This window comes from Kitasatospora sp. NPDC034023, assembly GCF_055575795.1.
The window spans coordinates 83,843-103,295 of record NZ_JBVIRY010000015.1; the positions used below are offsets into that span (position 1 = coordinate 83,843).

General features: G+C 72.3%; 14 protein-coding genes and 1 tRNA gene. 14 read left to right on the forward strand and 1 reads right to left on the reverse strand.

The window, feature by feature from the left end; genetic code table 11:
- Positions 1–234 precede the first annotated feature (234 nt).
- The 4 genes from ACZ52R_RS20785 to ACZ52R_RS20800 all read left to right on the forward strand — a co-directional run bounded on the left by ACZ52R_RS20785 (position 235) and on the right by ACZ52R_RS20800 (position 6,009).
- A complete protein-coding gene (locus ACZ52R_RS20785) occupies positions 235–1,941 on the forward strand; it encodes a DUF885 domain-containing protein (protein WP_465617615.1) in 1,707 nt (568 codons plus the stop codon).
- A 185-nt stretch (positions 1,942–2,126) separates the two neighbouring features.
- Positions 2,127–3,812 carry an MFS transporter gene (locus tag ACZ52R_RS20790; RefSeq protein ID WP_465753866.1) on the forward strand — a complete coding sequence of 562 codons (1,686 nt, stop codon included), beginning with the start codon at positions 2,127–2,129 and terminating at the stop codon, positions 3,810–3,812.
- Positions 3,813–4,099: 287 nt separating this feature from the next.
- Entirely contained in the window at positions 4,100–4,897 is a 798-nt protein-coding gene (locus ACZ52R_RS20795; protein WP_465753867.1) for a carbohydrate kinase family protein, read from the forward strand.
- Positions 4,898–5,001: 104 nt separating this feature from the next.
- A complete protein-coding gene (locus ACZ52R_RS20800) occupies positions 5,002–6,009 on the forward strand; it encodes a trypsin-like serine peptidase (RefSeq protein WP_465617620.1) in 1,008 nt (335 codons plus the stop codon).
- 114 nt (positions 6,010–6,123) lie between these two features.
- On the opposite strand, the gene ACZ52R_RS20805 is transcribed toward ACZ52R_RS20800, so the two are convergent.
- Positions 6,124–6,195 (reverse strand) — tRNA-Arg (locus ACZ52R_RS20805).
- 180 nt (positions 6,196–6,375) lie between these two features.
- On the opposite strand from ACZ52R_RS20805, the gene ACZ52R_RS20810 reads away from it, so the two are divergent.
- The 10 genes from ACZ52R_RS20810 (at position 6,376) to prfA (ending at position 19,447) form a co-directional block, all read left to right on the forward strand.
- The gene (locus ACZ52R_RS20810) at positions 6,376–6,795 is read left to right on the forward strand and encodes a response regulator (protein ID WP_360498807.1); all 420 of its coding nucleotides are present in this window, start codon (positions 6,376–6,378) and stop codon (positions 6,793–6,795) included.
- Positions 6,796–6,889: 94 nt separating this feature from the next.
- The gene (gene argS, locus ACZ52R_RS20815) at positions 6,890–8,545 is read left to right on the forward strand and encodes an arginine--tRNA ligase (protein WP_360498596.1); all 1,656 of its coding nucleotides are present in this window, start codon (positions 6,890–6,892) and stop codon (positions 8,543–8,545) included.
- A gap of 88 nt (positions 8,546–8,633) precedes the next feature.
- Complete coding sequence (gene lysA, locus ACZ52R_RS20820; RefSeq protein ID WP_465753868.1) at positions 8,634–10,025, forward strand: diaminopimelate decarboxylase; 1,392 nt, start codon at positions 8,634–8,636, stop codon at positions 10,023–10,025.
- 137 nt (positions 10,026–10,162) lie between these two features.
- Positions 10,163–11,455 carry a homoserine dehydrogenase gene (locus ACZ52R_RS20825; protein ID WP_360498600.1) on the forward strand — a complete coding sequence of 431 codons (1,293 nt, stop codon included), beginning with the start codon at positions 10,163–10,165 and terminating at the stop codon, positions 11,453–11,455.
- 9 nt (positions 11,456–11,464) lie between these two features.
- Positions 11,465–12,565, forward strand: coding sequence for a threonine synthase (gene thrC / locus ACZ52R_RS20830; RefSeq protein WP_465617624.1), 1,101 nt, complete (start codon positions 11,465–11,467; stop codon positions 12,563–12,565).
- 366 nt (positions 12,566–12,931) lie between these two features.
- Entirely contained in the window at positions 12,932–13,870 is a 939-nt protein-coding gene (gene thrB / locus ACZ52R_RS20835; RefSeq protein ID WP_465617626.1) for a homoserine kinase, read from the forward strand.
- A 599-nt stretch (positions 13,871–14,469) separates the two neighbouring features.
- Positions 14,470–16,578: a transcription termination factor Rho gene (gene rho, locus ACZ52R_RS20840; protein ID WP_465753869.1), complete on the forward strand. Its 2,109-nt coding sequence runs from the start codon at positions 14,470–14,472 to the stop codon at positions 16,576–16,578.
- 140 nt (positions 16,579–16,718) lie between these two features.
- Positions 16,719–17,855, forward strand: coding sequence for an LCP family protein (locus ACZ52R_RS20845; RefSeq protein ID WP_465617630.1), 1,137 nt, complete (start codon positions 16,719–16,721; stop codon positions 17,853–17,855).
- A gap of 137 nt (positions 17,856–17,992) precedes the next feature.
- Positions 17,993–18,214 carry a 50S ribosomal protein L31 gene (gene rpmE / locus ACZ52R_RS20850; protein ID WP_030057539.1) on the forward strand — a complete coding sequence of 74 codons (222 nt, stop codon included), beginning with the start codon at positions 17,993–17,995 and terminating at the stop codon, positions 18,212–18,214.
- A 156-nt stretch (positions 18,215–18,370) separates the two neighbouring features.
- Positions 18,371–19,447, forward strand: coding sequence for a peptide chain release factor 1 (prfA, locus tag ACZ52R_RS20855; protein ID WP_360498609.1), 1,077 nt, complete (start codon positions 18,371–18,373; stop codon positions 19,445–19,447).
- The last annotated feature ends 6 nt before the right edge of the window (positions 19,448–19,453 follow it).

Genomic DNA, 19,453 nt, shown 5'->3' on the forward strand with positions numbered 1-19,453 from the left:
AGCGTAATGGGCGTCCGACCGATCGGATCCTGTCCGGCCGAACGGATTTTCGCGGGTCGTCCCCGGGCGTCGGTCGTCGCCGAGCGCGGCCCGTCGCCGAGCGCGGGCTGTCCCCGAGCGTCGGTCGTCCCCGAGCACGGGCTGTCCCCGAGTACGGGCTGTCCCCGAGTACGGGCCGACGGATGCCGGTGGCAAAGGGGTTGCAAACGGGCCGCACCACGAAATGATGTCCGGATGGTTGAAAAACTGATCACCGCCGACGGCAGCACCCCGCGCCGCATCGCGGACGGCTACGTCCGCGCCCTCGCCGAGCTCGACCCGCTGACCGCGGTCTACCTCGGCGTCAACCCCGAGGACGAGCGGCTGCCCGACCTCTCCCCGGCTGGTCGCGAGGCGATCGCCGACCTCGCCCGCCGCACCCTGGCGCAGCTCGACGAGGCCGAACGGGCCGGCGCCGCCGAGGACGAGGCCGAGCGCCGCTGCGCCCGGCTGCTGCGCGAGCGGCTCAGCGCCGAACTCGCCGTCCACGACGCGGGGGAGAACTTCCGCGCGGTGCGCAACCTGGCCTCCCCGGTGCACGACCTGCGGGAGTCCTTCACGCTGATGGCCACCGGCACCGAGGGTGAGTGGCAGGTGGTCGGCCGCCGGCTGGCGAAGGTCCCGGTCGCGCTGGAGCAGTACCGGCAGACCCTGGCCGAGGGCGTCGAGCGCGGCCTGCTGTCCGGCCCGCGCCAGGTGACCACGGTGGTCGGGCAGATCGGTGAGTGGCTGGAGGGGGACGTGCCCGGCGGCTGGTTCGGCCAGTTCGTCCAGGACGCGCCGGAGGGCCTGCGCGCCGAGCTGTCCGGGCACGCGGTGGCCGCCGCCGAGGGGCTGGCCGCGCTGCGCGACTGGCTGCGCGACGTGTACGGCCCGGCCGCCGCCGGGACCCCGGACGCGGTGGGCCGCGAGCGCTACCGCCGGTGGGTCCGCTACTGGGCCGGCGCCGACCTGGACCTGGACGAGGCCTACGCCTGGGCCTGGACCGAGTTCCACGACCTGCTGGCCCAGATGCGCGCCGAGGCCGAGAAGGTCCGCCCGGGCGCCGACCCGATGGCGGCGATGGCCTGGCTGGGCACCCACGGCCGGGCCGTCGAGGGCGCCGAGGGCATCCGGGAGCACCTGCAGGGCCTGATGGACCAGGCGATCCGGGACCTCCAGGGCATCCACTTCGACCTGGCCGAGCCGGTCACCCGGGTCGAGTCGAAGATCGCCCCGGCCGGCAGCGCCGCCGCGCCGTACTACACCCCGCCGTCGCTGGACTTCAACCGCCCCGGGCGGACCTGGCTGCCGCTGCTCGGCCGGGAGCGCTTCCCGCTCTGGGACCTGGTGTCGACCTGGTACCACGAGGGCGTGCCGGGCCACCACCTGCAGCTCGCGCAGTGGAACTACGTCGCCGACCGGCTCTCCACCTACCAGGTGAGCCTCGGCGGGGTCAGCGCCAACCTGGAGGGCTGGGCGCTGTACGCCGAGCGCCTGATGGACGAGCTCGGCTACCTCACCGACCCGGGCCAGCGCCTCGGCTACCTCAACGCTCAGATGATGCGGGCGCTGCGGGTCATCGTCGACATCGGCATGCACGCGGGCCTGGCCTTCCCGGCGGACTCCCCGTACAAGCCGGGCGAGCCGGTGAGCCCGGAGCACGCCCGCGAGTTCTTCGGGCAGTACTGCGGCCTGTCCGACGACTTCCTGGACAGCGAGCTGGTCCGCTACCTGGGCATGCCCGGCCAGGCGATCGGCTACAAGCTCGGCGAGCGCGCCTGGCTGCGCGGCCGGGCGGCGGCGCGGGCGGCGCACGAGGCGCGCGGCGAGGAGTTCGACCTCAAGGCCTGGCACATGGCGGCGCTCTCGCAGGGCTCGCTGGGTCTGGACGACCTGGTCGAGGAGCTCTCGGCGCTCTAGTCGGCGGTACCGGACCGGGGTTCGCGCCGGGGTCCTGGGGGGCTCGTCCCGAAGTCCCAGGGCCCTGGTTCTTCTGTCCCAAATGTCTGATTTGGCAAGATTTTTCCTTGCCATGGCGTCGGGCCGGGGTATTGGCTGGAAGGCGACTGCGTGACCTCTCCGCCCGACTCCGGAAGGTTCGACCAGTGACTGCGCAACCCGCCACCGGTCATGAGCACGCGGACAGCCGACGCTGGTGGGCGCTGGCCGTCATCGCCGTCGCCCAGCTCATGATCGTCCTCGACATCACCATCGTGAACATCGCACTGCCGTCCGCCCAGCGCGACCTGGGCATCTCCGACGCCGACCGGCAATGGGTGATCACCGCCTACACGCTCGCCTTCGGCGGCCTACTGCTGCTCGGCGGACGGTTGGGCGACCTCTTCGGCCGCAAGCGCGTCTTCACCATCGGCCTGCTGGGCTTCGCCCTCGCCTCCGCCCTCGGCGGCGCGGCGACCGACTCGGCCATGCTCTTCGGCGCCCGTGCCCTCCAGGGCGCGTTCGGCGCCCTGCTCGCCCCCTCCGCGCTGGGGCTGCTCTCCACCACCTTCTCCGACCCGAAGGAACGCAGTACGGCCTTCGGCATCTTCGGCGCGATCGCCGGCGGCGGCGCCGCGATCGGCTTCATCGCCGGCGGCCTGCTGACCGAGTACCTGAACTGGCGCTGGTGCCTGTTCGTCAACACCCCGATCGCCGTCGGCACCGCCTTCGCGGCCTTCTCCGTGCTCCAGCGCGACCACGTCGCCAAGGGGCGCCGGGTCAGGCTGGACCTGCCCGGGGCGCTGCTCGGCTGCGGCGGCCTGCTGGCGATCGTCTTCGGCACCTCCGAGGCCGTGACCCGGGGCTGGGCCGACGGCCTGGTGCTCGGCGCGCTGTTCCTGGGTGTGGCGCTGCTCGCGGTGTTCGTGCTGGTCGAGCGGCGCAGCGCGCACCCGCTGCTGCCGGTGCACATCGTCGCCGACCGCAACCGCGGTGGCGGCGCGCTCTCGGTCGGCCTGGCCATGGTCGGCATGTTCGGCCTGTTCCTGTTCCTCACCTACTACCTGCAGGCCATCAAGCACTTCTCGCCGGTGGTGTCCGGGCTGTCCTTCCTGCCCATGACGGCCGCCATCGTGCTGGCGTCGACGGGCATCGCGGCCCGGCTGATGACCAGGGTGCCGTCCCGGAACCTGATCGCACCGGGGCTGCTGCTCGCCGGGGCCGGCATGGCCTGGCTGACCCAGATGAAGGTGGACAGCCCGTGGGCCGGCATGGTGCTGCCCGCCGAGCTGCTGCTCGGCTTCGGCATGGGCCTGGTGTTCATGCCGTCGATGAGCCTGGCCACCCTCGGGGTCGCCCCGAACGAGACCGGCGCGGCCTCCGCCACCATCAACTCGGCCCAGCAGGTGGGCGGTTCGTTCGGCACGGCGCTGCTGAACACCATCGCGGCCAGTGCCACCGCGAGCTTCCTGGCCACCCGGATCGCCTCCGACCCGGCGGTACGGGCGCAGGGCGCGGTGCACGGCTACGTGACCGCGACCTGGGTGGCGATGGGCGTCCTGCTGCTGGCCGCGCTGGTCGCCTTCCTGATGATCGACCACCGGCCGGAGCTCGGTGAGGCCACCGCCGTCGTGGGCGGCGCGGAAGCGGAGGCCGCGGCAGCCACCGCCGTGCGGGCCGTGGACGGACGACCAGTGGACGGACGACCGGTGGACGGACGACCGGTGGACGGGCAGCCCGTCGACGGGCGGCCGAGCCCGCGGGAGGCCGCCATGGCCGACGTCAAGGCCAACGTCCGGGCGGGTGGCGAGGTCCGGACGGAAGCGGGGGTGGAGCGGCCACCGACCGATTGAAAGTTGCAGCAAGGTCTTGCAGTCAGCCTTCGGCGCCTGCTTGACTCCTGGCCACCGTCCGGGGATCAAGGAGGCGCCGCCGTGCTGCCCGAGCCTGAGCCATCCGAATCCGAGCCGTCCGGATCCGAGCCATCCGGATCCGAGCCGTCCGCGACCGTGCCGCCCACGACCATGGAGTCCTCGCCGCCCGAATTCGACCTGCTCGTCGTCGGCGGCGCCGGCGTGGACACCATCGTCCGGGTCGAGCGGCTGGAGATCCCGCCGGCGACTCGCAGTTCGTCGGACCGGTGCGCGACTACGTCGGCCACACCGGCAACGGCGTCGCCCTCGGCGCCCACCACCTCGGCCTGCGCACCGCCTTCCTCGACTTCCTCGGCGACGACCCGCAGGGCGCCCTGATCCGCGCCGCCTACGCGCGCTACGGCCTGCACTTCGCGCACCTGGTGAGCCCGCACGGCACCCCGCGCGGGGTCAACCTGGTCGACGCCGCCGGCCGCCGGTTCTCCTTCTTCGACGGCCGCCACCCCGCCGACCTGCGGCTGCCGCGCGACTTCTACCTGCCGTACGCCGAGCGCAGCCGGCACGTCCACCTCTCCATCACCGGCGTCAACCGGGACATGTACGGCGACCTGCACCGGCTCGGCCGCACCACCTCCACCGACCTGCACGACTGGGACGGCGCGAACCCGCACCACCGGGACTACGCGCTCGGCTCCGACCTGGTCTTCCTCTCGGTGGCCGGCTGCCGCGGCCGGCACGAGGAGGTGATGCGCGCGATCCTCGCCGAGGGCCGCGCACGGGTGGTCGTCGCCACCGCGGGCGCCGAGGGCTGCCACCTGCTCGCCCGGGAGGACGGCGTGCTCCGCCACCTGCCGGCCGTCGACCCGGGCCACCCGGTGGTGGACACCAACGGCGCCGGGGACGCCTTCGTCTCGGGCTTCCTGTACGCCTGGTTCCAGGGGCGCCCGGCGGTGGACTGCGCCCGGGCCGGCTCGCTGCCCGGGGCCTTCGCCTGCACCGCCGCCGGGACGCACACCGCCTTCATCGCGGCGGGGGAGCTGAACCGCTTACTCGACGCCGGGTGAGCTTTTTCTCATCAGGATCCCAGCCTTCGATAACGACCTTTCCAGGCGGAGGCGGCATAGTCGTTGACCGAACGCCGCCACCGAACCCGGCAGGAGAGCCAGGCATGGGTCAGCACCGCCTCCCGAGGTCCCGCCGCCGACGCCTGCTGGCCCCCTCCCTGTTCGCCGCGCTGTCCGCGGTCGTGGTGGCCGCCGTGGTGACCGGGACGCACATGCTGGACCTGTCCGACGCGACGGCCGCCGGAAAGGCCGCCCGCAGCACCCGCACCGCCGTTGTCGCGCCCGACCCGACCGGCACGGAGGCGGCGGCCGCCCCGGTCGCGGCGCCCGCGCCGACCGACAGCCCGACCCCGAGCGACCCGCCCGCGCCCACGTCCTCGCCCACCCCCGCGCCCGTCCCCACGAACACCGACACCCCGACGGCCGCGGCGACCGCCACCCCCGCCACCTCCGGCGCCGCCCTCGGCGCCACCGCCCCCGCCCCCGCCGACGCCCGCGAAACCGCCACCGTCGGCGCGCTGTTCAGCGGATCGGTCGCGGCCGGCAACCACTTCTGCACCGCCAGCGTGCTGCACAGCGCCACCGGCAACCTGCTGCTGACCGCCGCGCACTGCCTCACCGGCACCGACGGCGTCACCTTCGCCCCCGGCTACCGCGACGGCTCCGCCCCGTACGGCACTTGGCGGGTGACGGCGATCCACACCACCAGCGGCTGGTCCCAGAAGGGCGACGTGGACGAGGACTTCGCGATCCTGGAGACCGCCCCCAGCAACGGCCGCAAGGTCGAGGACGTGGTCGGCGGCAACCACCTGGGCGCCGACGAGCCCGTCGACGCCCCCGTCCGCCTGTACGGCTACCCCGCCGACTCCGAGACGCCCGACCTCTGCACCAACTCCACCGGCCGGCAGAGCACCTACCAGCGGGTCATCCAGTGCCCGGCCTATCCGGCCGGCACCAGCGGCGGCCCCTGGATCAACACCGCCACCGGCGACGTGGTCGGCGCCATCGGCGGCTACCAGCAGGGCGGCGACTCCGACGACGTCTCCTACAGCGCCTACTTCGACCACACCATCGCGGCCCTCTACATCCAGGCCGAGGCCACCGCGTCCTGACCCGGCCCGCCCGTCCGGCCCCCGGGCCGGAGCGGCAGGCCCGGAACATGACGAAGGCCCAGATCCGTGGATCAACTCCACTGATCTGGGCCCTGGTTACACTCTCGCGAAGAGTGCCCCCGGTAGGATTCGAACCTACGCACCCGCCTCCGGAGGGCGGTGCTCTATCCCCTGAGCTACGGGGGCCTGTCGGCCTGTCGGACGCTTCCGCGTTCCGACGGAATGAACACTACCAGGCTTCGGCAGCGGTCCGTGCACGGGTTTCCCGGAAGATCGTCGGGGTGGCGACGGGCGGCGGGGGAGCGGAAGTGTCCAAAGGCCGGACGGGGCGGTGGGGCCGCGGATAACCTCGGTGAGGTGTCGGGAGTGTCCGGGCGGGTCCTCGTGGTGGACGACAGCGAGGTGATCCGCCAGCTGATCAGGGTCAACCTGGAGCTCGAGGGCTTCGAGGTGGTGACCGCCGCCGACGGCGCCGAGTGCCTGGAGGTCATCCGCCGGGTGGAGCCCGACGTGGTGACCCTGGACGTGATGATGCCGCGACTGGACGGCCTGCGGACGGCGGCCCGGCTGCGCGCGACGCCGGACACCAGCCGGCTGCCGATCGCGATCGTGAGCGCCTGCACCCCGGCGGATCTGGACCTGGGGGACACCGTCGGTGTGGACGGCTACCTCGGCAAGCCCTTCGACCCGGCCGACCTGGTGGCGCTGGTCCGGCGCCTGATGCGGCTCACCGGCCGGCCCGACGGGTTTCGCCCTGAGCGAACAGAGCGTACGGAACGCGGCTGACACCCCGGGGCGGACGGCGCGTCGGCGCCTCCGGGCGTCTCAACCGGTAAACCGGGTGGCGGGCGGGTACCCCGTCTCGCCTACGCTTGGCGTCGTGACCCCCGCAGACCTTTCCCAGGCAATCCAGGCCGCAGTGAGCACCGCCGTCGAGGCGGGCGAGCTGGCCGTCGCCGTGCCCGAGCACGTGACGGTCGAGCGGCCCAAGAACAGGGACCACGGCGACTACGCGACCAACGTGGCCCTTCAGCTCGCCAAGGCGGCCGGCAAGCCGCCGCGAGCCGTTGCGGAGGTCCTGGCCGAGCGCCTGCGCGGGATCACCGGCGTCGCCAAGGTCGACATCGCCGGTCCGGGCTTCCTGAACATCACCCTGGACACCGCCACCGCGGGCGCGCTGGCGCGCACCGTCGTCGAGGCGGGCGAGGCCTACGGCCGCAACGAGGCGCTCAACGGCCTCAAGATCAACCTGGAGTTCGTCTCCGCCAACCCGACCGGCCCGATCCACATCGGCGGCGTCCGCTGGGCCGCCGTCGGCGACTCGCTGGCGCGCGTGCTGCGGGCCTCCGGCGCCGACGTCACCACCGAGTACTACCTCAACGACGCCGGTGTGCAGATCACCAAGTTCGCCGCCTCGCTGCAGGCCGCCGCGAACGGCCGCGAGGTGCCCGAGGGCGGGTACGTCGGCGAGTACATCGTCGACATCGCCAAGGCGCTCACCGACGCGATCCCGGGCGTGCTCGACCTGCCCGAGGACGAGCAGCTGCGGGTCTTCCGCACCGAGGGCCTCAAGCTCATGGTGGCCGAGATCAAGCGCTCGATGGACGAGTTCGGCACCCACTTCGACGTGTGGTTCTCGGAGAACACGCTGCACGAGTCCGGCGCCGTCGAGAAGGCCCTCGACCGGCTGCGCGAGCAGGGCCACGTCTTCGAGCAGGACGGTGCGATCTTCCTGCGCACCACCGACTTCGGTGACGACAAGGACCGTGTCCTGATCAAGGCCGACGGCGACAAGACCTACTTCGCCGCCGACGCCGCGTACTACCTGTCCAAGCGGGACCGCGGCGCCGAGGTCGCGCTCTACATGCTGGGCGCGGACCACCACGGCTACGTCAACCGCCTCAAGGCCATCTCGGCCTGCGCGGGCGACGACATGAACCACAACATCGAGGTGAAGATCGGCCAGTTCGTGAAGATGCTTCGCGACGGCGAAGAGGTCCGCATGTCCAAGCGTGCGGGCAACATCATCACGATCGACGACGTGGTCGAGTGGATCGGCGTGGACGCCGCCCGCTACACCCTGGCGCGCTCCTCCACGGACTCGACGATCACGCTGGACATCAACGTCCTCACCAGCCAGACCAACGAGAACCGCGTCTTCTACGTCCAGTACGCGCACGCCCGGATGTCCTCGCTGCAGCGCAAGGCGGCGGACCTGGGCATCACGCGCTCGGCGGACTTCAAACCGGAGCTGCTGAGCACGGAGTGGGAGACCGACCTGCTCGGTCAGCTCGGCGAGTTCCCGCGCGTCATCGCCGCTGCCGGCGAGCTGCGCGAGCCGCACCGGGTCGCCCGCTACCTGGAGGACCTGGCCGGCGCGTACCACCGCTTCTGGGACAACTGCCCGGTCCTGCCCAAGGGCGACGACGAGGCCACGGACCTCACGCACGCCCGCCTCTGGCTGGTCGAGGCGACGCGCACCGTGCTCGCCAACGGCCTGACGCTCCTGGGCGTCTCGGCGCCCGAGCGGATGTAGGCACCACCCCCAAGCGCACGGCGGGGGCGGCTGACGGTCAACGGAGACCGTCGCCGCCCCTCGCCATAGGCCCCGAAGGACAGGATCGATGAGCCGTTCCGCACACCCCGCAGGCCCCCGTCACGGCGATGTCCTGCCCGAGGGCCACTACCAGGCCCCGCCCGCCGACCTGAACGCGCTCGACCCCAAGGTCTGGTCGCGCACCGTCGCCCGCGACGCCGAGGGCGTGGCCACCGTCGGCGGGATCGACGTCAGGCGGCTGGCAGCCGAGTTCGGCACCCCGGCGTACGTGCTGGACGAGGAGGACTTCCGGTCCCGGGCGCGCGCCTGGCGGGACGCCTTCGGCACCGAGGCGGACGTCTACTACGCCGGCAAGGCGTTCCTCTCCAAGGCGGTCGTGCGCTGGCTGCACGAGGAGGGCCTCAACCTCGACGTGTGCAGCGTGGGCGAGTTGGCCGTGGCGCTGGCCGCCGGGATGCCGTCGGCGCGGATCGCGCTGCACGGCAACAACAAGTCGGTGGACGAGCTCGAGCACGCGGTGAAGACCGGCGTCGGGCACATCGTGGTCGACTCCTACGAGGAGATCGAGCGGCTCGCCGCGATCGCCGCCCGCCAGGGCGTGCGCCAGCAGGTGCTGATCCGGGTCACCGTCGGCGTCGAGGCGCACACCCACGAGTTCATCGCCACCGCGCACGAGGACCAGAAGTTCGGCCTCTCCCTGAACGGCGGCGCGGCCGCCGAGGCGGTGCGCCGGGTGCTCCGCCACGACAGCCTGGAGCTGCGCGGCATCCACTCGCACATCGGCTCGCAGATCTTCGACACGGCCGGCTTCGAGGTGGCCGCCCGCCGGGTGGTCGGCCTGCTGGCGCAGATCCGCGACGAGCACGGCGTCCAGCTGCCCGAGATCGACCTCGGCGGCGGCCTCGGCATCGCGTACACCAGCGAGGACGACCCGCGTGAGCCGGCCGAGATCGCGGCCGCGCTGGCCGACATCGTCCGCCGCGAGTGCGCCGCCGCGAACCTGGACGCCCCCCGGCTGAGCGTGGAGCCGGGCCGGGCGATCGTCGGCCCGACGGCGTTCACGCTGTACGAGGTCGGCACCGTCAAGCCGCTGGAGGGCCTGCGCACCTACGTCAGCGTGGACGGCGGGATGTCCGACAACATCCGCACCGCGCTGTACGACGCCGAGTACTCGGTGGCCCTGGTGTCGCGCACCAGCGACGCCAAGCCGATGCTGGTCAGGGTGGTCGGCAAGCACTGCGAGTCCGGCGACATCGTCGTCCGGGACGCCTTCCTGCCGGCCGACCTGGCCGCGGGCGACCTGATCGCGGTGCCCGCCACCGGCGCCTACTGCCGCTCGATGGCGAGCAACTACAACCACGCCCTGAAGCCTCCCGTGGTGGCCGTCAAGGACGGCGCGGCGCGGGTGATCGTCCGGCGCGAGACGGAGGAGGATCTCCTGCGTCTCGATATCGGATGACGAAATCCTTGTCTCAGATCATGGAACGACCGTAGATCCGTACGGAAAGTCCCGGAGACTGGTACGGACCGAAGTTCCCGGCGGCCCCGGAAAACCGCCGGAAATACCGAAGCACGATGAATGCAGAGCGGAGTCGGATGATGCGTACGCGACCGCTGAAGGTGGCGTTGCTGGGTTGTGGTGTGGTGGGCTCCGAGGTGGCGCGCATCATGACGACGACGGCCGACGACCTCGCCGCTCGCATCGGTGCCCCGGTGGAGCTGGTCGGGATCGCGGTCCGCCGGGCCGGGCGGGTGCGCCCGGGCGTGCCCGAGCACCTGATCACCACCGACGCCGAGGCGCTGGTCAACCGGGGCGACATCGACGTGGTGGTCGAGGTCGTGGGCGGCATCGAGCCCTCCAAATCCCTGCTCCTGTCCGCGTTCAAGCAGGGTGCCTCGGTGGTCAGCGCCAACAAGGCGCTGCTCGCCCAGGACGGCACCGAGCTGCACGCCGCGGCCGCCGAGGCCGGGGTGGACCTGTACTACGAGGCCGCGGTGGCGGGCGCCATCCCGCTGCTGCGCCCGCTGCGCGAGTCCCTCGCGGGCGACAAGGTCGACCGGGTGCTGGGCATCGTCAACGGCACCACCAACTTCATCCTCGACAAGATGGACACCACCGGCGCCGGCTACTCGGAGGCGCTGGAGGAGGCCACCGCGCTGGGCTACGCCGAGGCCGACCCGACCGCCGACGTCGAGGGCTTCGACGCCGCCGCCAAGGCCGCGATCCTGGCCGGCATCGCCTTCCACACCAAGGTCACCGCGGCGGACGTCTACCGCGAGGGCATCACCGAGGTGACCGCCGCCGACATCGCCTCCGCGAAGGAGATGGGCTGCGTGGTCAAGCTGCTCGCGATCTGCGAGCGGGCGTCCGACGGCGAGTCCGTCACCGCGCGCGTCCACCCGGCGATGATCCCGCTCTCGCACCCGCTGGCCTCCGTCCGCGAGGCGTACAACGCGGTGTTCGTCGAGGCCGAGGCGGCCGGCCGACTGATGTTCTACGGCCCGGGCGCGGGCGGCTCGCCGACCGCCTCCGCGGTGCTCGGCGACCTGGTCGCGGTCTGCCGCAACAAGCTGGCCGGCGCCACCGGCCCCGGGGACTCGGTGTACACCCGGCTGCCCGCCAAGCCGATGGACCAGGTGGTCACCCGCTACCACGTCAGCCTGGACGTGGACGACCGTGCGGGTGTGCTCGCCCAGGTGGCGTCCGTCTTCGCCGAGCACGGCGTCTCCATCGACACCGTGCGCCAGCAGGGCCGCGACGGCGACGCCTCGCTCGTCGTGGTCACCCACCGTGCCACCGACGCCGCGCTGTCGGCGACGGTCGACAAGCTCCGCGCGCTGGACAGCGTGCGGGACGTGGCCAGCATCATGCGGGTCGAAGGGGAATAAGGAACAGCCATGAACGCCGTTGCCGAGAACGTCGTCCGAGGCGCGCACACCCACCAGTGGCGCGGCCTGATCGAGGAGTACCGGGACCGCCTGCCGGTCACCGCGGCCACCCCGGTGGTCACCCTGCTGGAGGGCGGTACGCCTCTGGTCCCCGCCCAGGTGCTCTCCGAGCGCACCGGCTGCGAGGTCTACCTCAAGGTCGAGGGCGCGAACCCGACCGGTTCCTTCAAGGACCGCGGGATGACGATGGCCATCTCCAAGGCCAAGGAGGAGGGCGCGCAGGCGGTCATCTGCGCGTCCACCGGCAACACCTCGGCCTCCGCCGCCGCCTACGCGGTGCGGGCCGGGATGGTCTCCGCGGTGCTCGTCCCGCAGGGCAAGATCGCCCTCGGCAAGATGGGTCAGGCGCTGGTGCACGGCGCCAGGATCCTGCAGGTCGACGGGAACTTCGACGACTGTCTCACCCTTGCGCGTGAACTGTCCGAGAAGTATCCGGTGGCCCTGGTCAACTCCGTGAACCCGGTGCGGATCGAGGGCCAGAAGACCGCGGCCTTCGAGATCGTCGACATGCTCGGCGACGCCCCGGACATCCACGTCCTGCCGGTCGGCAACGCGGGCAACATCACCGCGTACTGGAAGGGCTACCGCGAATACGCGGCGGACGGCCTGGCCTCGCGCACCCCGCGGATGTGGGGCTTCCAGGCCTCCGGCTCGGCCCCGATCGTGGACGGCGCCCCGGTGCTCAAGCCGCAGACCATCGCCACCGCGATCCGGATCGGCAACCCGGCCTCCTGGGACTTCGCGCTCGCCGCGCGGGACGAGTCCGGCGGCCTCATCGACAAGGTGACTGACCGTCAGATCCTGTCCGCCTACCGGCTGTTGGCCTCGCAGGAGGGCGTCTTCGTGGAGCCCGCCTCGGCCGCCTCGGTGGCCGGCCTGCTGGCCAAGGCGGAGGCCGGCCTGGTCGACCCGGGCCAGCGGATCGTCTGCACCGTGACCGGCAACGGCCTCAAGGACCCGGACTGGGCGGTGGCCGGCGCGCCGCAGCCGCAGATCGTCCCGGTCGACCCGGAGGCCGCGGCCCGTAGCCTCGGTCTGCTCGACCGGTAACGGGGTCTGACACTGCGACGGGCCGACCCTTTCGGGGGTCGGCCCGTCAAAGTTCTCCCCTGACACTTTTGTGTCAATTCTGCTTCGCATTCCGCTCCGATTTCGCCCCGCTCTTTGACAGAGGGGGGTGCGCATTCCGGCCAGAACCGGCAACACACCAGATCGAAGGCCCACGGGGTGTACCGCTCGGGAACCTCTCTTCGATACTCTGGCTTCGGCCGTGTGGCACATGCCCCGGGCTCGGCGCCGTCCGGGCCGCGCCGACGACTGTGACCGCCCGCCCCGAGGGGCCTGCGGCCCTTTCCCCCACCCTCGTATACGACGACGCGCTCCGCGCCGCCCGATTTCCCCAGGAGAGTCCACCGCATGGCCGGTCCTGCGTTCCGTGCCGCCGCCGTCCGGGTCAGGGTTCCCGCGACCAGCGCCAACCTCGGCCCGGGCTTCGACGCCTTCGGACTCGCACTGGGTCTGTACGACGACGTGGTCGTCCGGGTCGCTGATTCCGGTCTCTCCGTCGACATCGCCGGCGAGGGCGCCGAGACGCTGCCGCGCGACGAGCGCCACCTGCTGGTCCGCTCGATGCGCGCCGCCTTCGACCGGCTCGGCGGCCAGCCGCGCGGCCTCGAAGTGGTCTGTGCCAACCGGATACCGCACGGCCGGGGCCTCGGCTCCTCCTCCGCCGCCATCTGCGCCGGCATCGTGGCCGCCCGCGCGGTCACCATCGGGGGCCCGTCCGCGCTGGACGACGACGCGCTGCTGGCCCTCGCCTCCGAGCTGGAGGGCCACCCGGACAACGTCGCGGCCTGCCTGCGCGGCAACTTCACCATCGCCTGGACCGACGAGGAGTCCGCCAAGGCGGTCGCCCTGGAGCCCGCCGCGCAGGTCGTCCCGGTGGTGTTCGTCCCGGCCGGCGAGGTGCTCACCGAGACCGCCCGCGGCCTGCTGCCGAAGACCGTCCCGCTGGCCGACGCCGCGGTCAACGCCGGCCGCTCCGCGCTGCTGGTGGAGGCGCTGACCAGGCGCCCCGAACTGCTCCTCGCCGCCACCGAGGACCGCCTGCACCAGGACTACCGCGCCTCCGCCATGCCGGACAGCGCCGCACTGGTCGGCGTACTGCGTGCGGAGGGCGTCCCCGCGGTCATCTCCGGGGCCGGCCCGACCGTCCTGGCGCTCACCGACGAGGCGAACGCCGACAAGGTGCTCGCCTTCGCCGGGCACCACGGCCACGGCGGCGATCCGGCGTTCGCCGCGCACCGGCTGGACGTCGACCGGACCGGGGCCGTCGTGCTCCCACTGGACGCCTGAGCAGCACGGACGTGCCCGCCCGGGCCCGGCACCGGCCCCGCGCCGAGCCGGGGCCGCCGGACACGATTGGCAAGCACCAGGCTGGGGAATGTCTGAGGGGGTCGGTAGTGTTAACCTCATTGCTGCACCAGGTGCCCTCCGGGGCTCGGTGCGCCGCGTCCCGATCCCAGCACTCCACTGCCGTGGAGTCGCGGCGATGCACGGGGCGACGATTCTCCGGGAGCCCACCGCAGCGCGTACGCAGCCTGCCTGCGCGACATGCGGCCGCATCCCGAAGCCGTGACGGCACCTGACTCCCACCCGCGGCCTCCCACCTCGAGGCCAGGACGGGCGGAGCGCGGGCCACCGTCACGCGACGGGGGCCCGGGATTCGCAGGCAGCGTGGGGGTTACGCCCTCAGGGGAGGTCGACACACGACCGGCCCACGCGCCACTCAGCACCACCGTGCTTCACGCACCGCACCTCGCAGCCCTCCCTCGACAGGCTCCCGCCGTTCGAGGGATCACCGCCTCGGACCGACGCAGTCGAGCGTTGGTCAGGACAGCACAACCGGTCGCCGAGCCAGACAGGCCGACGTCCGCTCCAGGGAAGGACCCTTAGTGAGCGACTCCACCGATCTGATGGGCGCGCGCCCGGACGCCGACGCGTCGGACGCAGCCGCCGCCCCCGCCGCCCCGGCACGGCGCCGCCGCAGCGCCGCCGCGGGCCTGGACGGCATGGTCCTGGCCGAGCTGCAGAAGCTCGCCGCGGACCTTGGCATTACCGGTACCGGACGCATGCGCAAGAGCCAGCTGATCGAGACCATCAAGGAGAAGAGCGGCGGGGACCCGCTGCTCGCCGCCGGTGGCGCCCCGGCCGCCAAGCGCACCGCCGCCAAGGCGGACGCCGAGGCCCCGGCCGAGAAGCCCGCCCGCCGCACCAAGGCCGCCGCCAAGGCGGCGGAGGCCGAGACCCCGGCCGCCGCCGAGGCGCAGGCCCAGATCGAGATCCCGGTCCAGGCCGCCGCCGAGACCGCCGCGCCGGCCCGTACCGAGCGCACCCGCCGCCGTGCCACCTCGGCCGCCGGCGCGCCCACCGCCCCGGCCGGCGAGGCTTCGGCCGAGGCCGCCACCGTCGCGGTCGCCGAGCCGAAGCAGGCCGAGGCCCGCCCGGCCGAGACCCGCGGCTTCGAGGGCCGTGAGGACGGCCGCGAGAGCCGCCGCGACCGCCGTGAGCGCCGCGACCGCCGCGACACCGGCGAGCGCACGGAGCGCACCGAGCGCACCGACCGCCAGGAGGGCGGCGAGGCCCAGGACGGCGACTCGCGCGAGTCGCGTCGCGACCGCCGCAACCGCCGCGAGCGCACCGACCGCCAGCCCCAGCAGGGCCAGCCGCAGGGCGGTGGCCAGGGCGACCAGCCGCAGGGCCGCCAGGCCCAGCCGGCCCAGCAGCCGCAGGTCCAGCAGGGCGGCTACGACGACGACGAGTTCGGCGAGGGCCGTCGCGGCCGTCGCGGCCGTTACCGCGACCGCCGGGGCCGTCGTGGCCGCGACGGCTTCGAGGCCGGCCCCGTCGAGACGCAGATCGGCGAGGACGACGTCCTGATCCCGGTCGCGGGCATCCTCGACATCCTCGACAACTACGCGTTCGTGCGCACCTCCGGCTACCTGCCGGGCCAGAACGACGTCTACGTCTCGCTCGCCCAGGTCCGCAAGAACGGCCTGCGCAAGGGTGACGCCATCACCGGTGCGGTGCGCCAGCCGCGCGACGGCGAGCGCCGCGAGAAGTTCAACGCCATGGTGCGGCTGGACTCCGTCAACGGCATGGACCCGGAGAGCGGCCGGGGCCGCCCCGAGTTCAACAAGCTCACCCCGCTCTACCCGCAGGAGCGGCTGCGCCTGGAGACCGACCCGGGCGTGCTGACCACCCGGATCATCGACCTCGTGTCGCCGATCGGCAAGGGCCAGCGCGGTCTGATCGTCGCGCCGCCGAAGACCGGCAAGACGATGGTGCTGCAGGCGGTCGCCAACGCGATCACCCACAACAACCCCGAGTGCCACCTGATGGTCGTCCTGGTCGACGAGCGTCCGGAAGAGGTCACCGACATGCAGCGGTCGGTGAAGGGCGAGGTCATCTCCTCGACCTTCGACCGCCCGGCGGAGGACCACACCACCGTCGCCGAGCTGGCCATCGAGCGCGCCAAGCGCCTGGTGGAGCTGGGCCACGACGTGGTCATCCTGCTGGACTCGATCACCCGCCTGGGCCGTGCCTACAACCTGGCGGCGCCGGCCTCCGGCCGCATCCTGTCCGGTGGTGTCGACTCGACCGCGCTCTACCCGCCGAAGAAGTTCTTCGGTGCCGCGCGCAACATCGAGAACGGCGGCTCGCTGACCATCCTGGCCACCGCGCTGGTCGAGACCGGTTCGCGCATGGACGAGGTGATCTTCGAGGAGTTCAAGGGCACCGGCAACATGGAGCTCAAGCTCGACCGGAAGCTCTCGGACAAGCGCATCTTCCCGGCCGTCGACGTGGACGCCTCCAGCACCCGCAAGGAGGAGATCCTGCTCGGCAGCGAGGAGTTGGCCATCGTCTGGAAGCTGCGCCGGGTGCTGCACGCGCTCGACTCGCAGCAGGCGATCGAGCTGCTCCTGGACAAGATGAAGCAGACCAAGAGCAACGCCGAGTTCCTGATGCAGATCGCCAAGACCACCCCCGGCTCGGGCGACTGACCGTAGCCGGACGGCTGTCGAAGCACGGAACCCCGGATCGCGCGAGCGGTCCGGGGTTCCGTGCGTTCGCCGCCGGGTTGTTCCAGAGTTGGGACAACTTGGGGCCTTTGGATCATGTTGTCCGATTTACTCTGGACCGTATGGCCGAGCACAAGAGGATCCCGAGTCGCCGCCGCAAGGTCCTGCGGACGGCCGCATGCGCGTTCGTCGCGCTCGTCGTCCTCGGCACCGGAGCGGCCGTCTACGCGTACGTGAAGCTCAACGACAACATCAAGAGCGTCGACATCGACGGCCGCCTCGGTGGCGCCCGCCCGCCGGCCGCCACCGACGGCTCCTTCAACATCCTGGTGCTGGGCTCCGACTCGCGGAACGGCGAGAACGGCGACCTGGCCGGCGGCAACACCGGCGACACCGCCCGCTCGGACACCGCGATGGTGGTGCACGTCAACCAGGACCACTCGCGCGCGCAGATCGTCTCGATACCGCGCGACACCCTGGTCGCCCGCCCCGACTGCACCGACGCCAACGGCAGGACCGTCCCCGGCGTGAAGCGCGCGATGTACAACAGCGCCTTCGAGAGCGGCGGCGCGGCCTGCGCCGTCAAGACCACCGAGCAGCTCACCGGGCTGCGGATGGACCACTACCTGCAGATCGACTTCGCCGGCTTCGCCCGGGTCGTGGACGCGATAGGCGGGGCCACCGTGACCACCACGGTGGCCATCCACGACAAGGACAGCGGGCTCGACCTGCCGCCCGGGCAGCACCACCTGGACGGAAAGCAGGCACTGGCCTTCGTCCGGACCCGGCACGGCGTCGGCGACGGCAGCGACCTCGGCCGGATCGAGCTGCAGAAGCAGATGGTGAAGTCGCTGCTCCAGCAGGCCGGCGGGGCCGGCCTGTTCACCAACCCGGTCAAGCTGTGGTCCCTCGGCGACACCGTGACCAAGAGCATCACCACCGACTCCGCGCTCGGCTCGGTGAACTCCCTGGTGGGGCTCGTCCAGGAGCTCAAGGGGATCGGGCCGGACCAGCTCGGCATGGTCACCCTGCCGGTGGAGACCGCCCCCGGCGACCCGAACCGGGTGGTCGAGCAGCAGCCGCAGGCCGACCAGGTCTGGGCGGCACTCAAGGCCGACCGGGAGTTCCCCCCGGAGGTCGTCTCCGCGCAGCCGGAGAACCCCGCCCAGGCGGCCCCCACGGCCACTGCGTCGGCCCCCGCGCGGACCGCGGGGAAGCAGACCGCGAAGGCCGGCGCCAAGGCCACCACCGCGCGCTGAGCGGGCCCGGAATATCCCGGAACGCGACCCGGTTTGGGAAGATGCGGCCGGTCCTGGCAGACTGGTCCGTCGGTCCCGGTTCACGTGCGGCGCTCCAGCCGCCGACCCGGTGCCCTCCCGAAACCTAGGAGAACCCCTTGAAGCCCAACGTTCACCCCGAGTACGTGGTCACCCGTGTGACCTGCACCTGCGGTGCCGAGTTCACCACCCGCTCGACCGAGACCAGTGGCGAGATCCGCGCCGAGGTCTGCTCGCAGTGCCACCCGTTCTACACCGGCAAGCAGAAGATCCTCGACACCGGTGGCCGCGTGGCCCGCTTCGAGGCCCGCTTCGGCAAGCAGCACAGCGCGAAGGCCTAGCGCTCCCTCGGCGCCGGTTCCCGGCGCCCCCGTACTTCGTTGTCGGGGGCGCAGGGGGCCGGCGCCGTTCGCGTCCCCCCGCACGTTCCCCCCTCCCCAGCAGATCTCCCCAGCAGATCTCCACCCGATCCGAGCCCCCGGGAAGAAGGCCACCCCATGTTCGAGGCAGTCGAAGAGCTCCTCGTCGAGCACGCCGACCTCGAGACGAGGCTGGCCGACCCGTCCGTCCACGCCGACCAGAACAACGCCCGCAAGCTGGCCAAGCGGTACGCCGAGCTGACCCCGATCACCCGGGTCTACCGGCAGTGGCGGCAGGCCGGCGAGGACATCGAGGCCGCGCGCGAACTCGCTGCCGAGGACCCGGAGTTCATCTCCGAGGTGAAGGACTCCGAGGCGCGCCGCGACGAGCTCACCGAGGAGCTGCGGGTCCTGCTGGTGCCGCGCGACCCGAGCGACGACAAGGACGTCATCCTGGAGATCAAGGCGGGCGAGGGCGGCGAGGAGTCCGCGCTGTTCGCCGGTGACCTGCTCCGGATGTACCTGCGCTACGCGGAGCGGGTCGGCTGGAAGACCGAGCTCATCGACTCCAACGAGTCCGACCTCGGCGGCTACAAGGACGTCTCGGTGGCCGTGAAGACCAAGGGCAGCACCGAGCCCGGCCAGGGCGTCTGGGCGCGGCTGAAGTACGAGGGCGGCGTGCACCGCGTGCAGCGCGTCCCCGCCACCGAGTCCCAGGGCCGCATCCACACCTCCGCGGCGGGCGTGCTGGTCACCCCCGAGGCGGAGGAGGTCGAGGTCGAGATCCTCGCCAACGACCTGCGGATCGACGTCTACCGCTCCTCCGGCCCCGGCGGCCAGTCGGTCAACACCACCGACTCCGCGGTCCGGATCACCCACCTGCCGACCGGTATCGTGGCGTCCTGCCAGAACGAGAAGAGCCAGCTGCAGAACAAGGAGCAGGCGATGCGCATCCTGCGTTCGCGGCTGCTGGCCGCCGCGCAGGAGGAGGCCGAGCGCGAGGCCTCGGACGCGCGCCGCAGCCAGGTCCGCACGGTGGACCGCTCCGAGCGGATCCGGACGTACAACTACCCCGAGAACCGCATCTCGGACCACCGCACGGGGTTCAAGTCGTACAACCTGGACCAGGTCCTGGACGGTGACCTGAACGCGGTGATCCAGTCCTGCGTGGACAAGGACGCGGCGGCCAAGCTCGCCGCGGCCCAAGAGAACTGAGACCGG

Excerpts from the sequence above, each read along its gene's own strand:
- ACZ52R_RS20785 (WP_465617615.1), top strand. The coding sequence starts at position 235 with ATGGTTGAAAAACTGATCACCGCCGACGGCAGCACCCCGCGCCGCATC.
- ACZ52R_RS20800 (WP_465617620.1), top strand. The coding sequence starts at position 5,002 with ATGGGTCAGCACCGCCTCCCGAGGTCCCGCCGCCGACGCCTGCTGGCC.
- lysA (WP_465753868.1), top strand. The coding sequence starts at position 8,634 with ATGAGCCGTTCCGCACACCCCGCAGGCCCCCGTCACGGCGATGTCCTG.
- ACZ52R_RS20825 (WP_360498600.1), top strand. The coding sequence starts at position 10,163 with ATGATGCGTACGCGACCGCTGAAGGTGGCGTTGCTGGGTTGTGGTGTG.
- thrC (WP_465617624.1), top strand. The coding sequence starts at position 11,465 with ATGAACGCCGTTGCCGAGAACGTCGTCCGAGGCGCGCACACCCACCAG.
- thrB (WP_465617626.1), top strand. The coding sequence starts at position 12,932 with ATGGCCGGTCCTGCGTTCCGTGCCGCCGCCGTCCGGGTCAGGGTTCCC.
- ACZ52R_RS20845 (WP_465617630.1), top strand. The coding sequence starts at position 16,719 with ATGGCCGAGCACAAGAGGATCCCGAGTCGCCGCCGCAAGGTCCTGCGG.
- prfA (WP_360498609.1), top strand. The coding sequence starts at position 18,371 with ATGTTCGAGGCAGTCGAAGAGCTCCTCGTCGAGCACGCCGACCTCGAG.